This window comes from Pseudomonas sp. CDFA 610 (assembly GCF_021147865.1).
GTDB classification, from domain to species: domain Bacteria; phylum Pseudomonadota; class Gammaproteobacteria; order Pseudomonadales; family Pseudomonadaceae; genus Aquipseudomonas; species Aquipseudomonas alliivorans.
Genome location: NZ_JAGTPM010000001.1, coordinates 256329 through 273394 on the forward strand (window position 1 = coordinate 256329; position 17066 = coordinate 273394).

Genomic DNA, 17066 nt, shown 5'->3' on the forward strand with positions numbered 1-17066 from the left:
TTCCATGACCTCGATGCCCTTTCACTGGACTGACTCCCGGCCCGAGACCTTGAACAGGCCCCGGTTACGCAGCCATGGGCTGGCGGTCGCGATTGCATTGGCCCTGCACGGCGTCGTGCTGGCGGCGCTGATGCAAGGCTGGGTTGCCGAGCAGAAACTGCCGGAACCGGTGAAAACCCTGACCACCCAGTTGCTGATTCTGCCACCTGCACCTGCACCTGCCGCGCCGTCGCCCGAGCCGGTCGTTGAACCTGTTCAGGCAGCGGCACCGGTTGCCGAGCCTGAACCGATTTTGAAACCCGTCGACGTACCCGTGCCGCAGCCGGACACGCAGCGTCAGGCGCGGCAGGTCGAGCAGGCTGCATTGGCGCGCAAGCGGGTCGAGGAGCAGAAACGTGACCTCGAACAGCGCCGTAACGAGCAGCAGAAAAGGGCCGTCGAGCAACAGAAACTGGCCGAGCAACAACAGTTGCAGGATCAACAGCGCCTCGCCGAACAGCAGCGTCAGCAGGCCGAACAGACCCGGCAGGCCGCTGAGCGCGCCCGGCAGTCACAACAGGTGGCCGCGACGGACAACAGTCAGTATCAGCCCTTGAGCAAGGAAGCGCCGGACTACCCCGAACGTGCGCTGGACAAAGGAATCGAAGGCGACTGCACCGTGGTCTACGACGTCTCGCCCCAGGGGCGCGTCGTCAACCCGCAAGTGCAGGGCGCCTGCCATCCACTGTTCATGCGTCCGTCAGTGGCGGCTGCCGAAACATTTCGCTATCAGCCACGCATCGTCGACGGCAAGCCGGTGACGGTGTCAGGCGTGAAGAACACGTTTCATTATCGGATCAAGTGAGTCGATATCATGTCCTCGGGCTCTTTGCATTCTCTAAAAACAGTGATGCGTTTAAGGCGATCGTCGCCCAGTTCAAACAACTCGGTGCTCGAATCGGATAGCAGCAACCGAGCGACATGCGCGGGAGGAGCATCCTTAAGATATGACTCGTCATGAATTGCATCGGCCTGAAGCAGTTCTGCGCCGCGAAGCCATCCCAATGCTCTGTTAGGCAAATCGCCTGAGGAAAATCCAGAGCAGCAGAAAATGCAGTGCATTGGACGCAATGACTGGATGATTTTCTCTAAGCGTGTTTCTTTGCTGGTTTGCAGACTTTTCACCACATCAGGGTTCAATACTGCTGTTCCATAATGACGCACTGTGGGCTTGTAGGTCTTGCACATCCAACTGGCTTTATATCTTGCAGTGTCCCAGTTGGTATAGAGGCAATAAAGCGGTATGGCAGCGCTGGCGTTGGCGCTGTTGATTAGCAGGTCTACTTGCGCGCCATTTTTATTTTTGTGATGCAAATGTTCGTATTTACCGGATTTCAGATTCAGCACCTTGGCTTGAACACGCATCCCCAGCCATTTACCGGTTGGTCCGGTGAACCACCATTCCCAGTCTGAACCGTTCAGTGACTCTTCATGCTTGGTGAAGTCCTTGATCAAAATCTTTCCGGCTCCCCACTTTTTGATGTTGTGAACGAGCAAGTCAGTGATGGTTTCCTCACGCAGTTGAGAGTCCAAGGCTCTTGCTTCACGCAACGTGTTCCACGCCCACGCCGAATTTTTTATAGAGAGCTCATCCAGCGCCATATCAACCTGCTTCCATTCGTCAAATCACTGAGAACACCAAATATACACAATTTGCCACTATGTGGGGGTTCAAGTGCGGGTGTGTAGCTTATCGACATGACGTCTACGTGGATGGATGTTCATCTCTGTTTATCCTGAGCGCTGGAAGCTAAGCGAGATTAGTATTGAGCCGGTTACTAAAGTTTGACTTTGCCTGACTTGTGATTGGTCATGTGCGGGACGTGGTCAGGTCGCGATTCAGCGCTATGGTACAAACCCAAGGCCAACTAGGGGCATTGATTGTGCCATCCCCGGCGCCTCAGGATCTCGGTTGTCATAAACGCCCGTAATACACAATTCAGCGAGTTGCTGGTCCTTGAGCCAGACCTTGCCGGGCAAATAGTGCTGCAGTTCGTCCACCATGTCGCCGAGGCGAGCATTGTCGGCGATCAATTGGTTATTGCGTCAGAGGGCGACACGACGGGCTGGCGGTGGCGAAGTTGACGCTGAAAGCGTGCGCTGAACATTGGATCAGCGGCAACTACCAGAAAGGCAGCGAACGTGCCGCCAACCGCCCGGCTCAGGGTTCTGTGCGTCGTCTTTATCGGAGGCCAAATCCAGCCGCCGACGGAGATGCCCAGTACATCGGCGACCTATCGCCGCTCGTCCCGTCCGACCACTTCCTGCTCGGGCGATGCGGTGACAGCGGCCAGCTCGGCCAGAACGGCGTCGCTGTCGGGCTGCCGCTTTTCGGTGGACATGCTGCGCGTAACGTCCAGCGAAAGATTTCGTACAATGCGATACAGGTAGCCGACCGGATTGTTGATCGACAGGCTCTGGTCCTGGCGTCCGTTGAATCGCAGCCAGGCTTCCTGAACGACATCTTCGGAACGCGCACGGCAACCCACGATCGGCGTGGCGTAGTCCACCAGTGCCGAACGGTGTGCGAGATAGAGGTCAAGTTTGCTGGCGGACGAATCCACGGGGGATTGATGCTCGTTTCGTGGGGGAAGAAGCGATATGTCCTACCCGGAAACACGCATGCTACCTGTTTTCGATAAACGTTATCAAATGCGATCTGAAGTCGTTAACCTGGGTTCGCGGGCGCGGCATGGGCTGCACCCGCGGGTTTCAAGGCTTCAGAAAATATAGTCAGTGGTCAGAAAGCTCGACTCGCGGTTGCGAATGATGTCACTGACCAGTTGCTTGTTGCTCTCTTGAAACTTCGTCGCCACCAGCGTGCGGATCGAGAACACCCGTAGCGCGTCGTGAACAGACAGGGTGCCTTCTGCCGAGTTCTTGCGTCCGTTGAACGGGTATTTGTCCGGGCCGCGCTGGCACTGGGCGTTGAGGTTGATCCGGCCGACCTGGTTGGCGAACGCGTCCACCAGCCGTCCAACCTGCGCCGAGTCGTTGCCGAAGATGCTCAGCTGCTGGCCGAAATCTGAATCCAGTACGTAATCAATCACGCTGTTCAGGTCGCGGTAAGGCACGACGGGAACAACCGGGCCGAATTGTTCTTCGTGATAGACGCGCATTTCAGGTGTAACCGGATACAGCAGAGCAGGGTGGAAGAACGATTCGCTGACCTGCGCACCGTTGTCATTGATGATCTTTGCGCCTTTGCCGAGTGCGTCGGCCACCAACCCTTGCAGGTAATCGGTCTTGCCCGGCTCGGGCAGCGGTGTCAGCGAGACACCGGGCTCCCAGGGCATGCCGGGCTTGAGCTGGGCCAGCTTCTCCTGGAATTTCTTGAGAAAGCGTTCGACCACGTCTTCATGTACGAAGAAGATTTTCAGGGCCGTGCAGCGCTGGCCGTTGAAGGACAGCGAGCCGGTAACCGCTTCGCTGACGGCGTTGTCCAGGTCCACATCAGGCAGGACGATGCCCGGGTTCTTTGCATCCAGACCCAGGGCCGCGCGGAGGCGGTGAGGGCGTGGGTGGAGTTTTTTCAGGTCACTGGCGGCCTTGTTGGTGCCGATGAAGGCGAACACGTCGATCATGCCGCTGGCCATCAGCGCGCTCACCGTGTCACGACCGCTGCCATAGATCACATTGATAACCCCGGCCGGAAAGCTGTCCCTGAACGCCTCAAGCAGTGGACGGATCAGCAGTACGCCGAACTTGGCGGGCTTGAACACCACGGTGTTGCCCATGATCAGCGCAGGGATGAGCGTAGTGAATGTCTCGTTCAGCGGATAGTTGTAAGGCCCCATGCACAGCGTGACACCCAGCGGCACGCGGCGGATCTGCCCGAGCGTGTCCTGTTCCAGCTCGAAGCGACTTGAGCGGCGGTCAAGTTCCTTCAACGCGTTGATGGTATCGACGATGTAATCGCAGGTGCGGTCGAACTCTTTTTCCGAGTCCTTGAGGTTCTTGCCGATCTCCCACATCAGCAGATTGACCACTGCCGTGCGCTGCTCACGCATGCGCTTGAGAAACGCCTCGACATGCTGAATACGCTCGGCAACGCGCATCGTCGGCCAGCGGCCCTGGCCTCTGTCCCAGGCGCTGACCGCCGCGTCGAGTGCCGTCATCGCGGTCGCCGCGTCGAGCAAGGGCGTGCTGCCCAGAATCATCGGTTCAAGACCGGTGCTGCTTCTGATGCACACCGGACTGCGCACCGGCGCCAATGGACCGTTCCAGGTCTGCAACCGGCCATCAACCAGATAGTCGCGTTGCTCGATGGGCGGGCCTGGGCGGTACTGCTCCGGAATGTCATCGGCAGTGGGGAATAGCGTTTCAAGATGGCTATTCAATGGCATCGGCTTTACCTCGAAAATGGTTGCGTCAGGTCAAGGGCCAATACACTACGCCACCTGTGGCACGCTAATGAACCCGTCTTACGACAAGCGAGCGTTCTTACATCGGACTTTCAGTGAAAAAATTTCAGCCGCTCGCTTGACTTCGTTTTGCGAATCAGTAACATAGCGCTCATTCCGCGATAGCTCAGTTGGTAGAGCAAGTGACTGTTAATCACTGGGTCCCTGGTTCGAGTCCAGGTCGTGGAGCCAGACCAGATTTCAGAGAAAACAAGTCTTTGGAATCACTCAAGAAACCCGCCTGACTGGCGGGTTTTTTGTTTGTGCCTGATTTGTACCGTTGTCCACTACGAAGACTACCTGTAACGCCACAACCCGAATGGAATCGCCGCCTCGCTGAGCCTTCGCCTGAAGCGCTCAGCCCCAGTCCGTTCAGGGGAGCGTCATGGCTGCAGCCAGCGCGATATTTACCGAAGGTCCCGTATCACGCCATGTCATGGTGACGGCCAGCACCAGCGCCTTGAGTCTGTTCGCCGTGTTTCTGGTCGACATCCTCACGCTGGTCTACGTTTCCATGCTGCACGACCCGGTGTTGCTGGCGGCGGTTGGTATCGCCAAGGTGATGATGTTCATCAACATGTCGCTGGCCAGCGGTTTCATCATCGCGGCCACGGCGGTGTTGTCGGCGCGCATCGGTCATCGGGTGACGAAATCGGTGGCGCGGCTCTGCGCCAGCTTGATGCTGATGATCATTGTGGTGTCCGGTGTTGCAGCGGTGCTGCAACTGGTCCTGATGGTGCCGATTACCCACTGGTTGGGTGCTGAGGCAACGGTTTACGAGGCGGCGCGCGGGTTTATCCGGCTGGCGTTGCCCGCGACGGTTTTGCAGGCCGTGATGCAGATGGCCGCGCAAATGCTCAGGACGGCGGGCGATAACCGCCGTGCGCTGGGTGTGGTGCTGTCAGGCGCCGCGACGCTCGCGGTGGCGGATCCGTTCTTTATCTTCGGGCTTGGTCTGGGGCTGGAAGGTGCGGGGCTGGCGTTCGCGCTGTCCGGTTGTGTGTCGGCCTGCCTGGGCGTGTACTGGGTGCGCAGGCGAATCGGCCTGACGTTCTCCCGCAACCTGAAACGGCTGCGCAATCACGCAGGCCGGACCTTCAAGCTGGCGCTGCCAGCCATGGCCGCCAATCTGGCGACGCCGGTCGGACTGGCCTATCTGGTCGCCTCGCTGTCAGCGTTCGGCACCTCGGCGCTGGCGGCCATGAGCGTGATGGATCGCGTGCTGCAATTTTCCTACTGTGCCTTTTTCGCGCTGCCCGGCGCGTTGGCGCCGATACTGGGGCAGAATATCGGGGCACAACGGGACGACCGGGTTCGTTCGGCCATCGTGTTTACCCGCAGGCTGGTGGTCGGCTACGGATTGGCGGTCTGGCTGGCGCTGCTGGTGTTCAGCGGTACTATCGCGGATATCTATCAGTTGGAAGGCGAGGTTCGCGCGGTCTTTTTGAATTATTGCCGTCTGGGTGGCGGGCTCTGGGTGATCATTGGCCTGGACTTCGTCGCCATCGCGGTATTCATGACCATGAACCGGTCATGGCTGGTGGCGGTTTTCGCCTGGCTGCGCGCGACGCTGGGCACTGTGCCGTTCGTGTATGTCGGGGCTCACTGGTTCGGCGGCAGCGGTGCGGTGCCGGGGATGTTTGCCGGTAATGCCGTGATCGCCTCGATCTCCATCGTCACTGCATCAGTGACCGCAAAACGGTTTTTCATGCGAAGGGCCCAGGCTTCAGGCACTGGGAAATATTGAAGACGCATCGGCTCAAGGTGTTATCAGGTTTTATGTCAGTTGAAGACTCAGGGAATGAATCCGAAGAGATCGTGCAGCCCAAACGCCGCCGCGCACCCAAGGGTGACATGCGCAGAAAGGCCTTGCTGGATGCAGCGACACTCGTCTTCGCTCGCAATGGCTATTCGAGCGCCTCGATGCGTGACGTCGCAACGCTTGCAGGTATCACCACGGTAGGGTTGCTGCACCATTTCCCCAACAAGGAAGCGTTGCTCAATGCGCTGCTGGAGCGCCGCGATCAGCGGGTAGTGTCCAGATTTCAGGACCTGATCACCGAGCCGACGCTCGAAGGCTTTATCAAATTCATCAAACTGAGCATGAGTTTCAGCATTGAGGACGCCGCAGAGTGTCAGGCGGCTCTGCTGATGAATACCGAGAGCCTGTCGCCTGAACATCCGGCCTGGACCTGGCACAACGAACGCTTTCATCTGACCCATCAGCACGCGCGCGGCCACTTGAACGCATTGAAAGACGCGGGTGAGATTCGCGCGGATATCGACGTGCAAGCCCTGGCCCAGGAGATCTTCTCGGTCATGGACGGCCTGCAGATTCAGTGGCTCAGGTGCCCTGAAGAAGTGGACGTGATGGCGGTCTTCGACATTTACGCGCAGCGATTGGGAAGGGACATCCAGGCTCGTCCATGAGCCTTGACGCTTACATCAGTATTTCTGTGAAGCCGACACCTGCACGGCCTTGCGCAGAGGCAATGGCAGCGGGTTGCTGTCGCGGGTCGTCAGTTTTTCCGGGTACAGGGTGATCAGGGTCCGGTTGAGCGTCAGATTCTCCGAATCCGCGCCGACCAGAATCTTGTACTTGCCCGCATCCACATCCCAGCTTGCAGTCTTGTCGACGTAGTAAGCCAGCGAACGCGAGTCTATCGGGATGCTGACGGTCTTGCTCTCGCCCGGCTGCAGGTACACCTTGGTGAAGCCCTTGAGCTCTTTTTCCGGACGATCGACGGCGGGTTTCACCGGCTGCACATAAAGCTGCGCAACTTCGAAACCGGCCTTGTCACCGGTGTTGGTCAGGGTGAATTTCACGTCGATGGTGGAGCCCGGGGTCAGCACATTGGTCGACAGCTTGAGGTCGCTGTAGCCGAATGTGGTGTAGGACAGGCCGTAACCGAACGGGTAGAGCGGCTTGGCGTGCTTCTTGTCATAACCGCGATAACCCATGTACAGGCCTTCGCTGTAGGTCATTTCAGTCAGGGCCTTGTCGCCACGGTAAGCGGCTGGATCCGGATACGACGCGTAGCTGGGGTTGTCTTCGATCTTCTTGTCGATGGTGATCGGCAGCTTGCCCGACGGGTTGACCTTGCCGAACAGAATCTCCGCAAGCGCCTGACCGCCTTGCTGGCCTGGGAACCAGGCTTGCAGCGTTGCGCCGACCTTGTTGGCCCACGGCTGCATGTTGGCCACGCCGCCGCCATGCATCACGACGATGGTGTTGGGGTTGGCTTTGGTGACGTAGCTGACCAGCTCGGCCTGTTGGTCCGGCAGGTCGAAACCGTGGTCGGAGCCTTCGCCTTCGTTTTCATAGGTGGTGCCAGTGGCAACAACCACCGCATCGTATTTCGACAGATCCTTGGGCGGACGCAGTGAAGCCCAGCTCATCTGCACGCCAGTGACGCCACCAAGGGCCGGAATGAAGTTGCCCTGCACGCGCTTGTATTCAAGCTTGACGCTGTAGGACTTGCCCGCTGTCAATGCGGCGGTCTTGCCGGAAGTGGTCAGTGCGTTGACCACGTCGGACGAGTACGGAACGCCGTCGCTTTCCACGACCAGTTCGTCGTTGACCCATAGCTTGTAAGGGCCATCCGCACGCACCTTGAAGACCTGCGGGCCGGAAACCGTTGGCTTGATGACCGACGTGAAACGCGCCGAGAACGAGCCGGGTGAAGGACTGAAACCGGAAACGGCGGTGGTGCCTGCGTCGGTGATGTTGGTGCCGGTGGTCCAGTTCAGGTTCACGCCAGGCTCGACCCGGGTCAGCGCAGGATCACCGGAGAACGTCGTGTTGGCGAAGTACTCGGCCTTGATCCCGGAATTGCTGATCCCGTTATTGCCGGCTGCAGGCTGAAACCAGGCCGAGCTGGCCGGGTTCAGACTCAGTTCCGGAAGGTAGGTCACACTGGCGCTGCTGGACGCCAGTTGCTGCAGGCCGCTCAGTTCTGTCACGTAGCTGTTGGGTGGCGAGTTGGCGGTGCCGAAAGGCGAAGCAGGGGCGTCGTGTGCCCAGTTGCCGATCACGGCAATCTTCGCGGTCCGCGCCAGTGGCAGCAGCGGTTTGCCAGCAGCGGTGTTTTCGTTGCGCAGCAGGACGATGGATTCACGCGCAGTGTTCAGCGCCGCACGCATGCCGTACTCGGGATGGTCCAGGGTCTTGGCGGTGTTGAGGTTTTCCTGGAAGTCGTAGCTGACGATGGCGCGCAGGTTGCGCTTGACCTTGTCATCGATGACGTTCTGGGTCAGTTGACCGCTCCACAGGTAGGGCAGCAGGTTGGCTTCGGTGAATTGCAGGCCGGACGGCATATCGATATCGGTGCCGGCCCACGCACCTTTGAACGCATCATGAATGGCGTTGAAGTCGCTGATGACCGTACCCTGATAACCCCACTCGCCTTTGAGCACTTCGGTGATCAGGTGATGGTTTTCACAGGCGTAGTCGCCGTTGATCTTGTTGAAGCCACACATGATCGACGCGACGTTGGCGTTCTTGACCATCGATTCGAAGCCCGGCAGGTACAGCTCGCGCAGGGTACGTTCATCGACGTTCACGTTGAGTGCCTGACGGTTGGCTTCCTGCTCGTTGGCCAGGTAGTGCTTGCCGCTCGCCTGAATGCCCTGCACCTGAATGCCGTTGACGATCGCCGGTGCCAGCACCGCGCCCAGGAACGGATCTTCACCGCTCACGTACTCGGCCGAGCGTCCGTTGAATGGCGTGCGGTAAAGATTCGCACCAGGCGACAGCATCTGCTGACCGCCGGAAATACGGGTCTCGTAGGCAATCGCCTGTCCGAACTCCTTGGCGCGGTTGATGCTCCAGGTCGCCGCCAGCGCAGATTGCGAAGGGTATTGCGCGCCGAAGGTGGCATTGTTGACATGCACGCCCATGGATGAGTCGTAGGCAACCGTGCCCTTGATGCCCCACTTGAGCAGCGATGGGATCATGTGCCCGTCATTGACGCGGGTGAAGTTGATCTTTTCCGACGTGTTCATGTTGTCGAGAATCGAGCTGACCCGCGCTTCGACTTCATTGCCGGTGGCGGGCGTGACAGCGGCCAGCGCAAGATTGGCCTGCATGATGCCGAAGGCCAGCAGGCTCAGGCTCAGCGTATGTCTGATGAACGACAGTGCAGGCGACGGTTGAAAGTTGGAGGGGGTCATGGGCGTTGCTCCTGAGCGGGAGCGTCATCGGTTTTCACAGGTTCATCGAGCAGGGTCGAGGCGCCTTTCTGCGCGGGGGCGGTGATCTTGTCTGCGCCGGAAATCTGGTCGCGTCGAGATTCGACCTGCAACCTGACTTGCGCGTCGGAAGTTCCGCTTTTCGCAGTGGAAGTTGTTTCCGCCGCCAGGGCGGAGAAACTTTGCGCGCACAAAAGTACAGCGCCAAAAACAGGCAGCATGGTTCTGGTCATCAATGGCATCTCGATTGATGGTTTCAAGGGGGATCAATGAACGGTAAAAAGCGACATACCTGTCAGCCGAACGTTAAGTCCGGAAAGTGCGCTGAAAGTTCAGCTGTTTTATAAAGTATTTGATCAGCAGGATTTATTAAATAATGGCACATGGCTATGCGTCAGGTTTTGGGTTTCTGGCGATGGCCCGGAGGGGATGGAACCACGATTAAGCAGGTGGAAATGACCAGTTTTTATAAAATAACTTTATCTTTTGGTTTTTAATTGCCAATTATTAATATTTATAGCTATAAATAACCAATTTACTAAACCTAGCTGTGGTTAGGTTTAGTGATCTGCTACCATGTGTGTCCATTCAGAATTGCAGATGTTTTGCGGGCGTTCCGGTCAGGGTTGTTTATTCGGATTTTGCCAATTGCTTGCGCGTTTCAATGCGGTGGTTATTGTCAGTGGTTAATAATGACTGCCTGTCCGAAAGGGTTTTTGCGCGCGTGTGTTTAATATTTTCCAATGTAATTCTGGGTTTTTTTCCCGCCTGAAACAGTGTGTGTTCCGTTATGACGTCCGACAGTTTCAAGAGTGAATCCGAACGAATCGATGTCGCCCTGTTGAGCGTTGTCAGGCGCCTGAGCCCTGATCGCACGCGAAGGCTCACCTTCGGCCAGATCTACATGGAACTGCTCAAGCGTTCTCCACGTGTCTGCCCCATCATCGAGTGCGTGCTGGCGGTCAATGTGCTGGCAAGTGAAGGGTTGCTGATATCGGAAAGAGTGCTGGAAGTCGATCCGTCCTTTCCTTACACGCAGCACCTCATCAGCGGCCTGAGCGATGTAGGCGCCGCCTCACTGGATGAGCGTGAAGCGCCGTCAGCCAGAAGTCGCTGCTTCGGCTGATCCGAGCCCGTCGTTCATTCGTTGTACGGCAGCGAGATGTAATACTGACCCAGCTCCGTCAGCCTTCCCTCGACATCCAGCAGGCTCGAAAAATGCGGATCCGGCGTCATTCGCCCGGTGAACCAGGCGTACCTGAACACATCCGTGCGTCGCTCCAGCATCGCGACCATCTCGGCCATCTGCTGCTTCTGTTTTTCCAGCGAGTCAATCTGCAGTCCGTCATCGAGCGTGTGCCAGTTGGCGAATTCTGTCACCCAGAACGGTTTGCCGTATCTGGACAGGCGGTCAAGCATGCTGGAGAGGCCGTAGTCGTACCAATGAAAGGCCAGGTAATCGATCTGCGGGTCGCGTCCCTGATGCGCTGACGCATAGGCTGCATAAAACGCGTCAAGCCAGGCCACCGGGTCACCGTAGCCAGCCATGGTTCCCCAGTTCATCGCAGGACCGACCAGTTTGACCCCGGTCTGGGCCGATATCTGCTCCAGGCGTGGCCACAACTGCGCAACGGCCTGGGGTGTCATGTTGGCCTGATCGACCAGATTGGGTTCGTTGATGACCAGCAGATAACGAATGCCGGGGTGCGCCAGCAGATAGAGCTTCAACTGACCGTCATCGAGATTGGCGTTCCAGACCATTGGTACGAAATCGACGTTGTACTGACCTGAGTAGTCATAGGAGGCCAGACGATCATGCGGCCTGGGGCTCCAGTTGTACCACCAGCTCACGCCAGTCGACAAAGCGCTCAGGTCCGCTGACGAGGCGACGTCATATGCGACGCCGCGCTTCGTACTTTTGGTGGCCGTCCAGGCGGACTCGGAGAGCACGCTCAGCAACAGGGTCAGGACGATCAGTGCATAGCGTCTTTCAAGGGCCTTTCTCAAGATCATGATTCGAACATCCCTGGAATCAATGGCTGATGATCTGGCAGTCCCTTTCGTGCGAGATGGGCGTTATAGGTGTTGTGGTTGCTTTCCCGAATGTCTGTTTCCAGCCATTACAACGATTGGGTAACAAGCCCGGACGTTACCCCAATCGTTGATCAATGTCTCTGCGCGTCAGTCACGGGCCTGACGCAAACGCTCCATGCTGATCTCCCGCAGGCGAAATTTCTGCACCTTGCCGGTGACCGTCATGGGGAATTCGTCGACGAAGAAAAAGTGCCGTGGCACCTTGAAATGCGCGACGCGGGCGCGAAAGAAATCGCGAAGCATCGGTTCTTCACAGGTGTGACCGGGATGCAGCCTGACCCAGGCCACCAGGTCTTCGCCATAGCGTTCACAGGGGATGCCAACGACATAGGCCTCGGCGACGTCGTTGTGTTGTAACAGCAGTTCTTCGATCTCACGCGGGTAAATGTTCTCGCCACCGCGAATGATCATGTCCTTGCTGCGGCCTACGATGGTCACGTAGCCGTCAGCGTCCATTTGCACCAGATCACCGGTGTGCATCCAGCCCGCGGCATCAATGTCTCTGGCGGTGGCTTCGGCATCCTGCCAGTAACCCAGCATGACGCTGTAGCCACGGGTGCAGAGTTCACCGACCTGACCGCGCTCCAGCGTGTTTCCATCGGCGTCTATCACCTTGTGTTCCAGATGCGGCTGAGTGCGGCCAACGCTGGTCACGCGCAGTTCCAGCGGGTCGTCATTGGCCGTCTGCAGGGAAACCGGGCTGGTTTCGGTCATGCCGTAGGCGATCTGCACACCGCTCATGTGCATCTGGTCGATGACCTGACGCATCACCTCGATGGGGCAGATGCTGCCCGCCATGATTCCGCCCTTGAGGCTGGAAAGGTCCAGAGTCTGTCGTTCGGGAAGATCGAGTTCCTTGATGAACATGGTCGGCACGCCATACAGGAACGTCGCCCGCTCGCTGGCGACCGCCTCGAGTGTCGCCAGAGGTTCGAACGACGGCGCCGGATAGATCATCGTCGCGCCATGGGTCAGGCAGGCGAGGTTGCCCATCACCATACCGAAGCAGTGGTAAAGCGGCACTGGAATGACCAGCCGATCCCCGGAGCCGAGCCCCAGGTTGTAGCCCACCATGTAACCGTTGTTGAGGATGTTACGATGACTCAGTGTGGCGCCTTTTGGAAAACCGGTGGTGCCCGAGGTGTACTGGATGTTGATAGGGTCGTTCACCTCCAGGCTGGCAGCACGCAGTTCGAGGGCGTCCGGGGGCGTCGATTCAGCCTGCGAATGAAGCGCCCCCCACGCCAGCATGCCGGGCGGCGGATTGTCGGCCAGGCTGATCACGCCGCGCAGTTCAGGCAGGTCCTGGCTGCTCCAGGTTTCAGGCGGCCGATTCAACAATTGCGGAACGAGCTGGCCAAGCATGGCGTGGTAATCCGAGTCCTTGAAGCGGTCTGCTGTCACCAGCCACGAACAGCCTGAACGTTGCAATGCGTAGGTCAGTTCCGAGGTGCGATAGGCCGGGTTGATGTTGACCAGCACCGCACCGACCTTCGCGCTGGCCAGTTGTGTGATGCACCATTGTGCGCAATTCGGTGCCCAGATGCCGATCCGCTGGCCCTTTTCGATACCCAGAGCGAGCAGGGCGCGGGCCACGGTATCGACTTCACGCCCAAGGTCGCGCCAGCTGTAGCGAACGCTCTGGAACGGTACGATCAGCGCGTCCTGCTCCGGCCAGCGGTTTACGGCTTCGGACAGGGCGCTGCCGATCGTTTGTTCAAGCAGGGGCGGGTGTTTCAATCCAGCGGAGTAGCTCAGCATGTCGCATCCTCGATCTTTTTATTGTTGAGATGTGATGACTGCGAGTGAAGGTTGCCGCTTACGTTAACGTCATGGCGAAACGCTGTCCAGTTCCTCCCGGCGGGCATCGCTGGCTCACCTTATCAGCAGACTACAGCGCCGTTTCTGCCGATGATTGCCTGATCCGGTTTCATGAATGCCTGTTCCGACGCGCTGGCTTGAGGTAGGTTCTTGAAAACTTTTTTCGATCACTCTCATGGATGGATTGCGCATGCGCTTGTTTTCCCGCTCACCCCTGGCGACTCGGCTCGGTCTGGTCTTCGTGCTTGCTGCCCTCACTCCGCTTGCCATGGCCGAGCCCCATCAGAAGATTAAGGCCGATGCCGAGCAGTATCAGGACGAGGCTTTGAAGCTGCTGGAGCGACTGGTGAACATCGATTCAGGTTCCGGTTACACCCAGGGACTCGGTCAGGTCAGCGACATCGCCATCGAAGAACTGAAAAAGCTCGGCGCCACCATCGAACGGGTCCCCAATACGCCCGAGGCCAGCAATCATGTGCTGGCCACGATCAAAGGCACTGGCAAGGCAAAGATTCTGTTGATGGCGCACATGGACACTGTGTTCAAGGAGGGCACCGCGGCCGAACGACCCTTCCACATCAAGGATGGCCGCGCTTATGGCCCCGGTGTGATGGACGACAAGGGCGGAATCGTGGCGGCAATCTACGCGCTGAAAGTGCTGCAGAACCTCAACTTCAAGGATTACGCGCAGATTACGGTACTGCTCGACGCCAGCGAGGAAATCGGTTCGACGGTCGGCACCGAGCTGATCAAGAAGACCGCCAAGGCCCATGACGTCACCCTCAATCTGGAACCGGGTCGCCCGGCCGACGGGTTGGTGGTGTGGCGCAAAGGGGTTGCCACAGCGCTTGTGGAGGTCAAGGGCAAGGCGTCCCACGCGGGTGTTGCACCGGAGTTGGGACGCAACGCGGCCAGCGAGGTTGCCCATCAGATTCTGCAACTGGGCAAGCTGGGCGACGAGGAGAAGAAGACCACCATCAACTTCACCGTTCTCAAGGCGGGTGACCGCACCAACGTGATCCCCGATCAGGCCAGCGCCAAGGCTGATGTGCGTGCGGTATTGCCAGAAGAGTTTGATCGCATCGAGCAGGACATGGCCAAGGTGTCCGCCAATAGACTCATCCCTGACACCGAGGTCAAGACCAGTCTGGTACGCGGTCTGCCACCCATGCCGCAGACGCCGCAGTCCGATGCATTGGTAGCCATGGCGCAGGGCATCTATGGCGAACTGGGGCGCACGCTGACCATCGAAGGCAGCGGCGGGGCGGCGGACTCGAGTTTGTCAGCCAGCGTGGGTACACCAACGCTGGACGGTTTAGGCATCGTCGGCGGCAATATTCATACGCCTGAGGAATACGCAGAAGTCGCAAGCGTCGCGCCGCGTATCTATCTGCTGTCGCGGATGATCATGAAAGTTGCCGGAGCGAAGTAGTTATCCGGCTCAGACCGGGATCACCCGGCGGATCACCGATCCGCCGCCCGGTTTGTTCTGTGCGCTGATGACTGCAGCGTGCTCAAGACAGATGGCCCGGGCGATGGAAAGTCCCAGCCCGCTGCCACCCGAGTAGCGGGCCCTGGAGCGCTCGGCGCGCCAGAAACGGTCGAACACCTGTTGTGGAGCGACAGGAAGGGGTTTCGGTGCGCGAAGCGGTCGTCAACGCCGCCGTGAAACGATTACGTCCCATCGTCATGACCAAGCTGACCTGCATCATCGGCCTGGTTCCATTGATGCTGTTTGCCGGTCCGCTTTGGGAGGGCATGGCAATCACCATCATGGGCGGGCTGGCCTTGGGAACGCTGGTGACCCTGGGCCTGATTCCCACCCTTTATTGGCTGTTGTTCGGCAGGTTTGACAGTTCCGGCCTCACGAAGGCGGTATCGTCCCGAGCAGGCCGACTGCAATCGTGAATGCCAGAAATGCCAGTAAACCCAGTGCCATCTTGCCCATGAGAACCTCTTCGTTGATCTGTGTGGATCGCAGGGCAATTATCGAGCGCTGGCAAATTCTGGTACAGATTCAGAAAGCGTAAAAAAACAGGGATCAGTTTCGGGGGCGAGGTCAGAATGAGGCGAGAATCTCGCCCAGCGTCGCCATGGCCTGCTCGCAGCGGTCATCCCAGGGGCTGCCGTGGTTCAGGCGTGCGCAATTACGAAACCGCTGCGAGGGCGAAAAGATCGGTCCCGGCGCCAGGCTGATGCCTTGCGCCAGGGCTTGCTGAAACAACAGAAGCGAATCCACGTGTTCAGGAAACTCGAACCACAGAAAGTACCCGCCGGCCGGTTTCGTGACGCGAGTGCCGGTCGGAAAGTAGCGAGCCGCTGCGGCAAGCATGGCGCCTTGTTGAATTTCCAGCGTATCGCGCAACTTGCGCAGATGTCGGTCATAGCCGCCATGGTTGAGATAATCAGCAATCGCCGCCTGCGCGGGCACCGAAGGTGAAATCGTGGTCATGAGTTTCAGGCGATTGATCTGCTCGGTATAGCGTCCGCCCGCTACCCAGCCAACCCGGTAGCCTGGCGCAAGCGTCTTGGCAAACGAGCCGCAGTGCATGACGCGGCCGCTGCGATCCAGGCTCTTGACCGGCTGCGGCGCGGTGGTTCCGTAATACAACTCGGCATACACATCGTCCTCGATCAACGGGACGTCGTGAGTGTCCAGCAGCTCATACAGCCGGGTCCTCTTTTCCGGCGTCAGGCTGGCCCCCAGCGGATTCTGAAAGCTGCTCATGAACCAGCAGGCCTTTATCGGCAATCGGCTCAGGCTGTCATGCAGCGAATCCAGGTCCACGCCGTCACGGGGATGCACCGGGATTTCCACGGCTTTGAGTTTCAGGCGTTCCAGAACCTGCAGGCACGCATAAAAGGCAGGCGCTTCGATTGCAACCAGATCGCCAGGCTCGGTGACGCATTGCAGGCACAGGTTCAACGCTTCCATGGCGCCGTTGGTGATCACCAGTTCGTGTGCCGGCAGGCGTACACCGCTGATCATGTAGCGCAACGCAATCTGCCGACGCAGCTCAGCGTTTCCCGTGGTCATGTCATTGATGATGGTGGCCGGGGTCAGCGCTCTTGCGGCGATGCCCATGGATTTCGCCAGTCGTGGCAACGGATAGAGATAAGGGCTGGGAAACGCCGAGCCGAATGGAACGGTGTCCGGGTCCTTGAGCGACGCCAGCACCGAAAATATCAGGTTGCTGACACTGACCTCGGTCCCTTCGCTGACATGCCTGACCAACTCGGGCTCGGTCATGGTCTGCGGGCCGTACTCGCGCACGTAATAGCCCGAACGGGCACGCGCTTGAATGAGTCCTTTGTCTTCCAGCAAATAATAAGCCTTGAAAACCGTCGTCGGACTGACCGAATAGGTGCGGCTCGCCACACGCACGGACGGGACTTTTTCGCCGGGTGGCAGAATCCCGCTGCGGATCATTTCAGCGATGTCGGCGGCGAATTTTTCGTAGCGTTTCATGGAAGGCATCGAGAAGAGGGCGGTGGCATGATGCGTGAAAGCGGGTTGTT

13 protein-coding genes, 1 tRNA gene and 2 pseudogenes are annotated in these 17066 nt (G+C 58.5%); 7 read left to right on the plus strand and 9 right to left on the minus strand.

Going from position 1 to position 17066, the window contains the following annotated elements; translation table 11 throughout:
• The first annotated feature begins 4 nt into the window (after positions 1-4).
• Positions 5-844: an energy transducer TonB gene (locus KDX39_RS01215; protein WP_231659346.1), complete on the plus strand. Its 840-nt coding sequence runs from the start codon at positions 5-7 to the stop codon at positions 842-844.
• Here KDX39_RS01215 and KDX39_RS01220 read toward each other — a convergent pair.
• The 3 genes from KDX39_RS01220 to KDX39_RS01230 form a co-directional block, all read right to left on the minus strand.
• Entirely contained in the window at positions 829-1641 is an 813-nt protein-coding gene (locus KDX39_RS01220; RefSeq protein ID WP_231658920.1) for a DUF6615 family protein, read from the minus strand. The genes KDX39_RS01215 and KDX39_RS01220 overlap by 16 nt on opposite strands.
• 632 nt (positions 1642-2273) lie before the next feature.
• Entirely contained in the window at positions 2274-2603 is a 330-nt protein-coding gene (locus tag KDX39_RS01225; protein ID WP_231658921.1) for a sigma factor, read from the minus strand.
• A gap of 156 nt (positions 2604-2759) precedes the next feature.
• Complete coding sequence (locus KDX39_RS01230; RefSeq protein ID WP_231658922.1) at positions 2760-4385, minus strand: NADP-dependent glyceraldehyde-3-phosphate dehydrogenase; 1626 nt, start codon at positions 4383-4385, stop codon at positions 2760-2762.
• 173 nt (positions 4386-4558) lie between these two features.
• Between KDX39_RS01230 and KDX39_RS01235 the strand changes: the two genes are divergently transcribed.
• From KDX39_RS01235 to KDX39_RS01245, 3 genes are all read left to right on the plus strand, one after another.
• Positions 4559-4634: transfer RNA gene (locus KDX39_RS01235), tRNA-Asn, on the plus strand.
• A 193-nt stretch (positions 4635-4827) separates the two neighbouring features.
• Positions 4828-6189 carry an MATE family efflux transporter gene (locus tag KDX39_RS01240; protein WP_231658923.1) on the plus strand — a complete coding sequence of 454 codons (1362 nt, stop codon included), beginning with the start codon at positions 4828-4830 and terminating at the stop codon, positions 6187-6189.
• A 32-nt stretch (positions 6190-6221) separates the two neighbouring features.
• Positions 6222-6872 (plus strand): TetR/AcrR family transcriptional regulator, encoded by a 651-nt coding sequence (locus KDX39_RS01245; RefSeq protein ID WP_231658924.1) that lies wholly within the window; start codon positions 6222-6224, stop codon positions 6870-6872.
• Between the two features lie 15 nt (positions 6873-6887).
• Here KDX39_RS01245 and KDX39_RS01250 read toward each other — a convergent pair whose 3' ends face one another.
• Together KDX39_RS01250 and KDX39_RS01255 are read right to left on the minus strand one after the other, a co-directional pair.
• Positions 6888-9614 (minus strand): beta-glucosidase, encoded by a 2727-nt coding sequence (locus KDX39_RS01250; protein ID WP_231658925.1) that lies wholly within the window; start codon positions 9612-9614, stop codon positions 6888-6890.
• Complete coding sequence (locus KDX39_RS01255; RefSeq protein ID WP_231659347.1) at positions 9611-9853, minus strand: hypothetical protein; 243 nt, start codon at positions 9851-9853, stop codon at positions 9611-9613. The genes KDX39_RS01250 and KDX39_RS01255 overlap by 4 nt, the downstream gene beginning before the upstream one ends.
• A gap of 569 nt (positions 9854-10422) precedes the next feature.
• Here KDX39_RS01255 and KDX39_RS01260 point away from each other — a divergent pair.
• A complete protein-coding gene (locus KDX39_RS01260) occupies positions 10423-10758 on the plus strand; it encodes a hypothetical protein (RefSeq protein WP_231658926.1) in 336 nt (111 codons plus the stop codon).
• 14 nt (positions 10759-10772) lie between these two features.
• Here the strand turns inward: KDX39_RS01260 and KDX39_RS01265 are convergent, their stop codons facing one another.
• Both KDX39_RS01265 and KDX39_RS01270 read right to left on the minus strand, forming a co-directional pair.
• On the minus strand, positions 10773-11645 hold the full coding sequence (locus tag KDX39_RS01265; protein ID WP_231658927.1) for a glycoside hydrolase family protein: 873 nt from the start codon (positions 11643-11645) through the stop codon (positions 10773-10775).
• Between the two features lie 168 nt (positions 11646-11813).
• Positions 11814-13487 (minus strand): AMP-binding protein, encoded by a 1674-nt coding sequence (locus KDX39_RS01270; RefSeq protein ID WP_231658928.1) that lies wholly within the window; start codon positions 13485-13487, stop codon positions 11814-11816.
• Between the two features lie 250 nt (positions 13488-13737).
• On the opposite strand from KDX39_RS01270, the gene KDX39_RS01275 reads away from it, so the two are divergent.
• Positions 13738-14979 (plus strand): M20/M25/M40 family metallo-hydrolase, encoded by a 1242-nt coding sequence (locus tag KDX39_RS01275; RefSeq protein WP_231658929.1) that lies wholly within the window; start codon positions 13738-13740, stop codon positions 14977-14979.
• Positions 14980-14988: 9 nt separating this feature from the next.
• Here KDX39_RS01275 and KDX39_RS01280 read toward each other — a convergent pair.
• Positions 14989-15162 (minus strand): annotated as a pseudogene (locus KDX39_RS01280) (ATP-binding protein); the annotation flags it as partial.
• A 2-nt stretch (positions 15163-15164) separates the two neighbouring features.
• Here KDX39_RS01280 and KDX39_RS01285 point away from each other — a divergent pair.
• Positions 15165-15455: pseudogene (locus KDX39_RS01285) on the plus strand (efflux RND transporter permease subunit); the annotation flags it as partial.
• Positions 15456-15606: 151 nt separating this feature from the next.
• Here KDX39_RS01285 and mapR read toward each other — a convergent pair.
• Entirely contained in the window at positions 15607-17016 is a 1410-nt protein-coding gene (gene mapR / locus KDX39_RS01290) for a GntR family transcriptional regulator MpaR (protein ID WP_231658930.1), read from the minus strand.
• Between the last annotated feature and the right edge of the window lie 50 nt (positions 17017-17066).

Excerpts from the sequence above, each read along its gene's own strand:
- KDX39_RS01255 (WP_231659347.1), bottom strand. The coding sequence starts at position 9,853 with ATGCTGCCTGTTTTTGGCGCTGTACTTTTGTGCGCGCAAAGTTTCTCC.
- KDX39_RS01230 (WP_231658922.1), bottom strand. The coding sequence starts at position 4,385 with ATGCCATTGAATAGCCATCTTGAAACGCTATTCCCCACTGCCGATGAC.
- KDX39_RS01275 (WP_231658929.1), top strand. The coding sequence starts at position 13,738 with ATGCGCTTGTTTTCCCGCTCACCCCTGGCGACTCGGCTCGGTCTGGTC.
- KDX39_RS01250 (WP_231658925.1), bottom strand. The coding sequence starts at position 9,614 with ATGACCCCCTCCAACTTTCAACCGTCGCCTGCACTGTCGTTCATCAGA.
- mapR (WP_231658930.1), bottom strand. The coding sequence starts at position 17,016 with ATGAAACGCTACGAAAAATTCGCCGCCGACATCGCTGAAATGATCCGC.
- KDX39_RS01260 (WP_231658926.1), top strand. The coding sequence starts at position 10,423 with ATGACGTCCGACAGTTTCAAGAGTGAATCCGAACGAATCGATGTCGCC.
- KDX39_RS01240 (WP_231658923.1), top strand. The coding sequence starts at position 4,828 with ATGGCTGCAGCCAGCGCGATATTTACCGAAGGTCCCGTATCACGCCAT.
- KDX39_RS01245 (WP_231658924.1), top strand. The coding sequence starts at position 6,222 with ATGTCAGTTGAAGACTCAGGGAATGAATCCGAAGAGATCGTGCAGCCC.
- KDX39_RS01220 (WP_231658920.1), bottom strand. The coding sequence starts at position 1,641 with ATGGCGCTGGATGAGCTCTCTATAAAAAATTCGGCGTGGGCGTGGAAC.
- KDX39_RS01270 (WP_231658928.1), bottom strand. The coding sequence starts at position 13,487 with ATGCTGAGCTACTCCGCTGGATTGAAACACCCGCCCCTGCTTGAACAA.
- KDX39_RS01265 (WP_231658927.1), bottom strand. The coding sequence starts at position 11,645 with ATGATCTTGAGAAAGGCCCTTGAAAGACGCTATGCACTGATCGTCCTG.
- KDX39_RS01215 (WP_231659346.1), top strand. The coding sequence starts at position 5 with ATGACCTCGATGCCCTTTCACTGGACTGACTCCCGGCCCGAGACCTTG.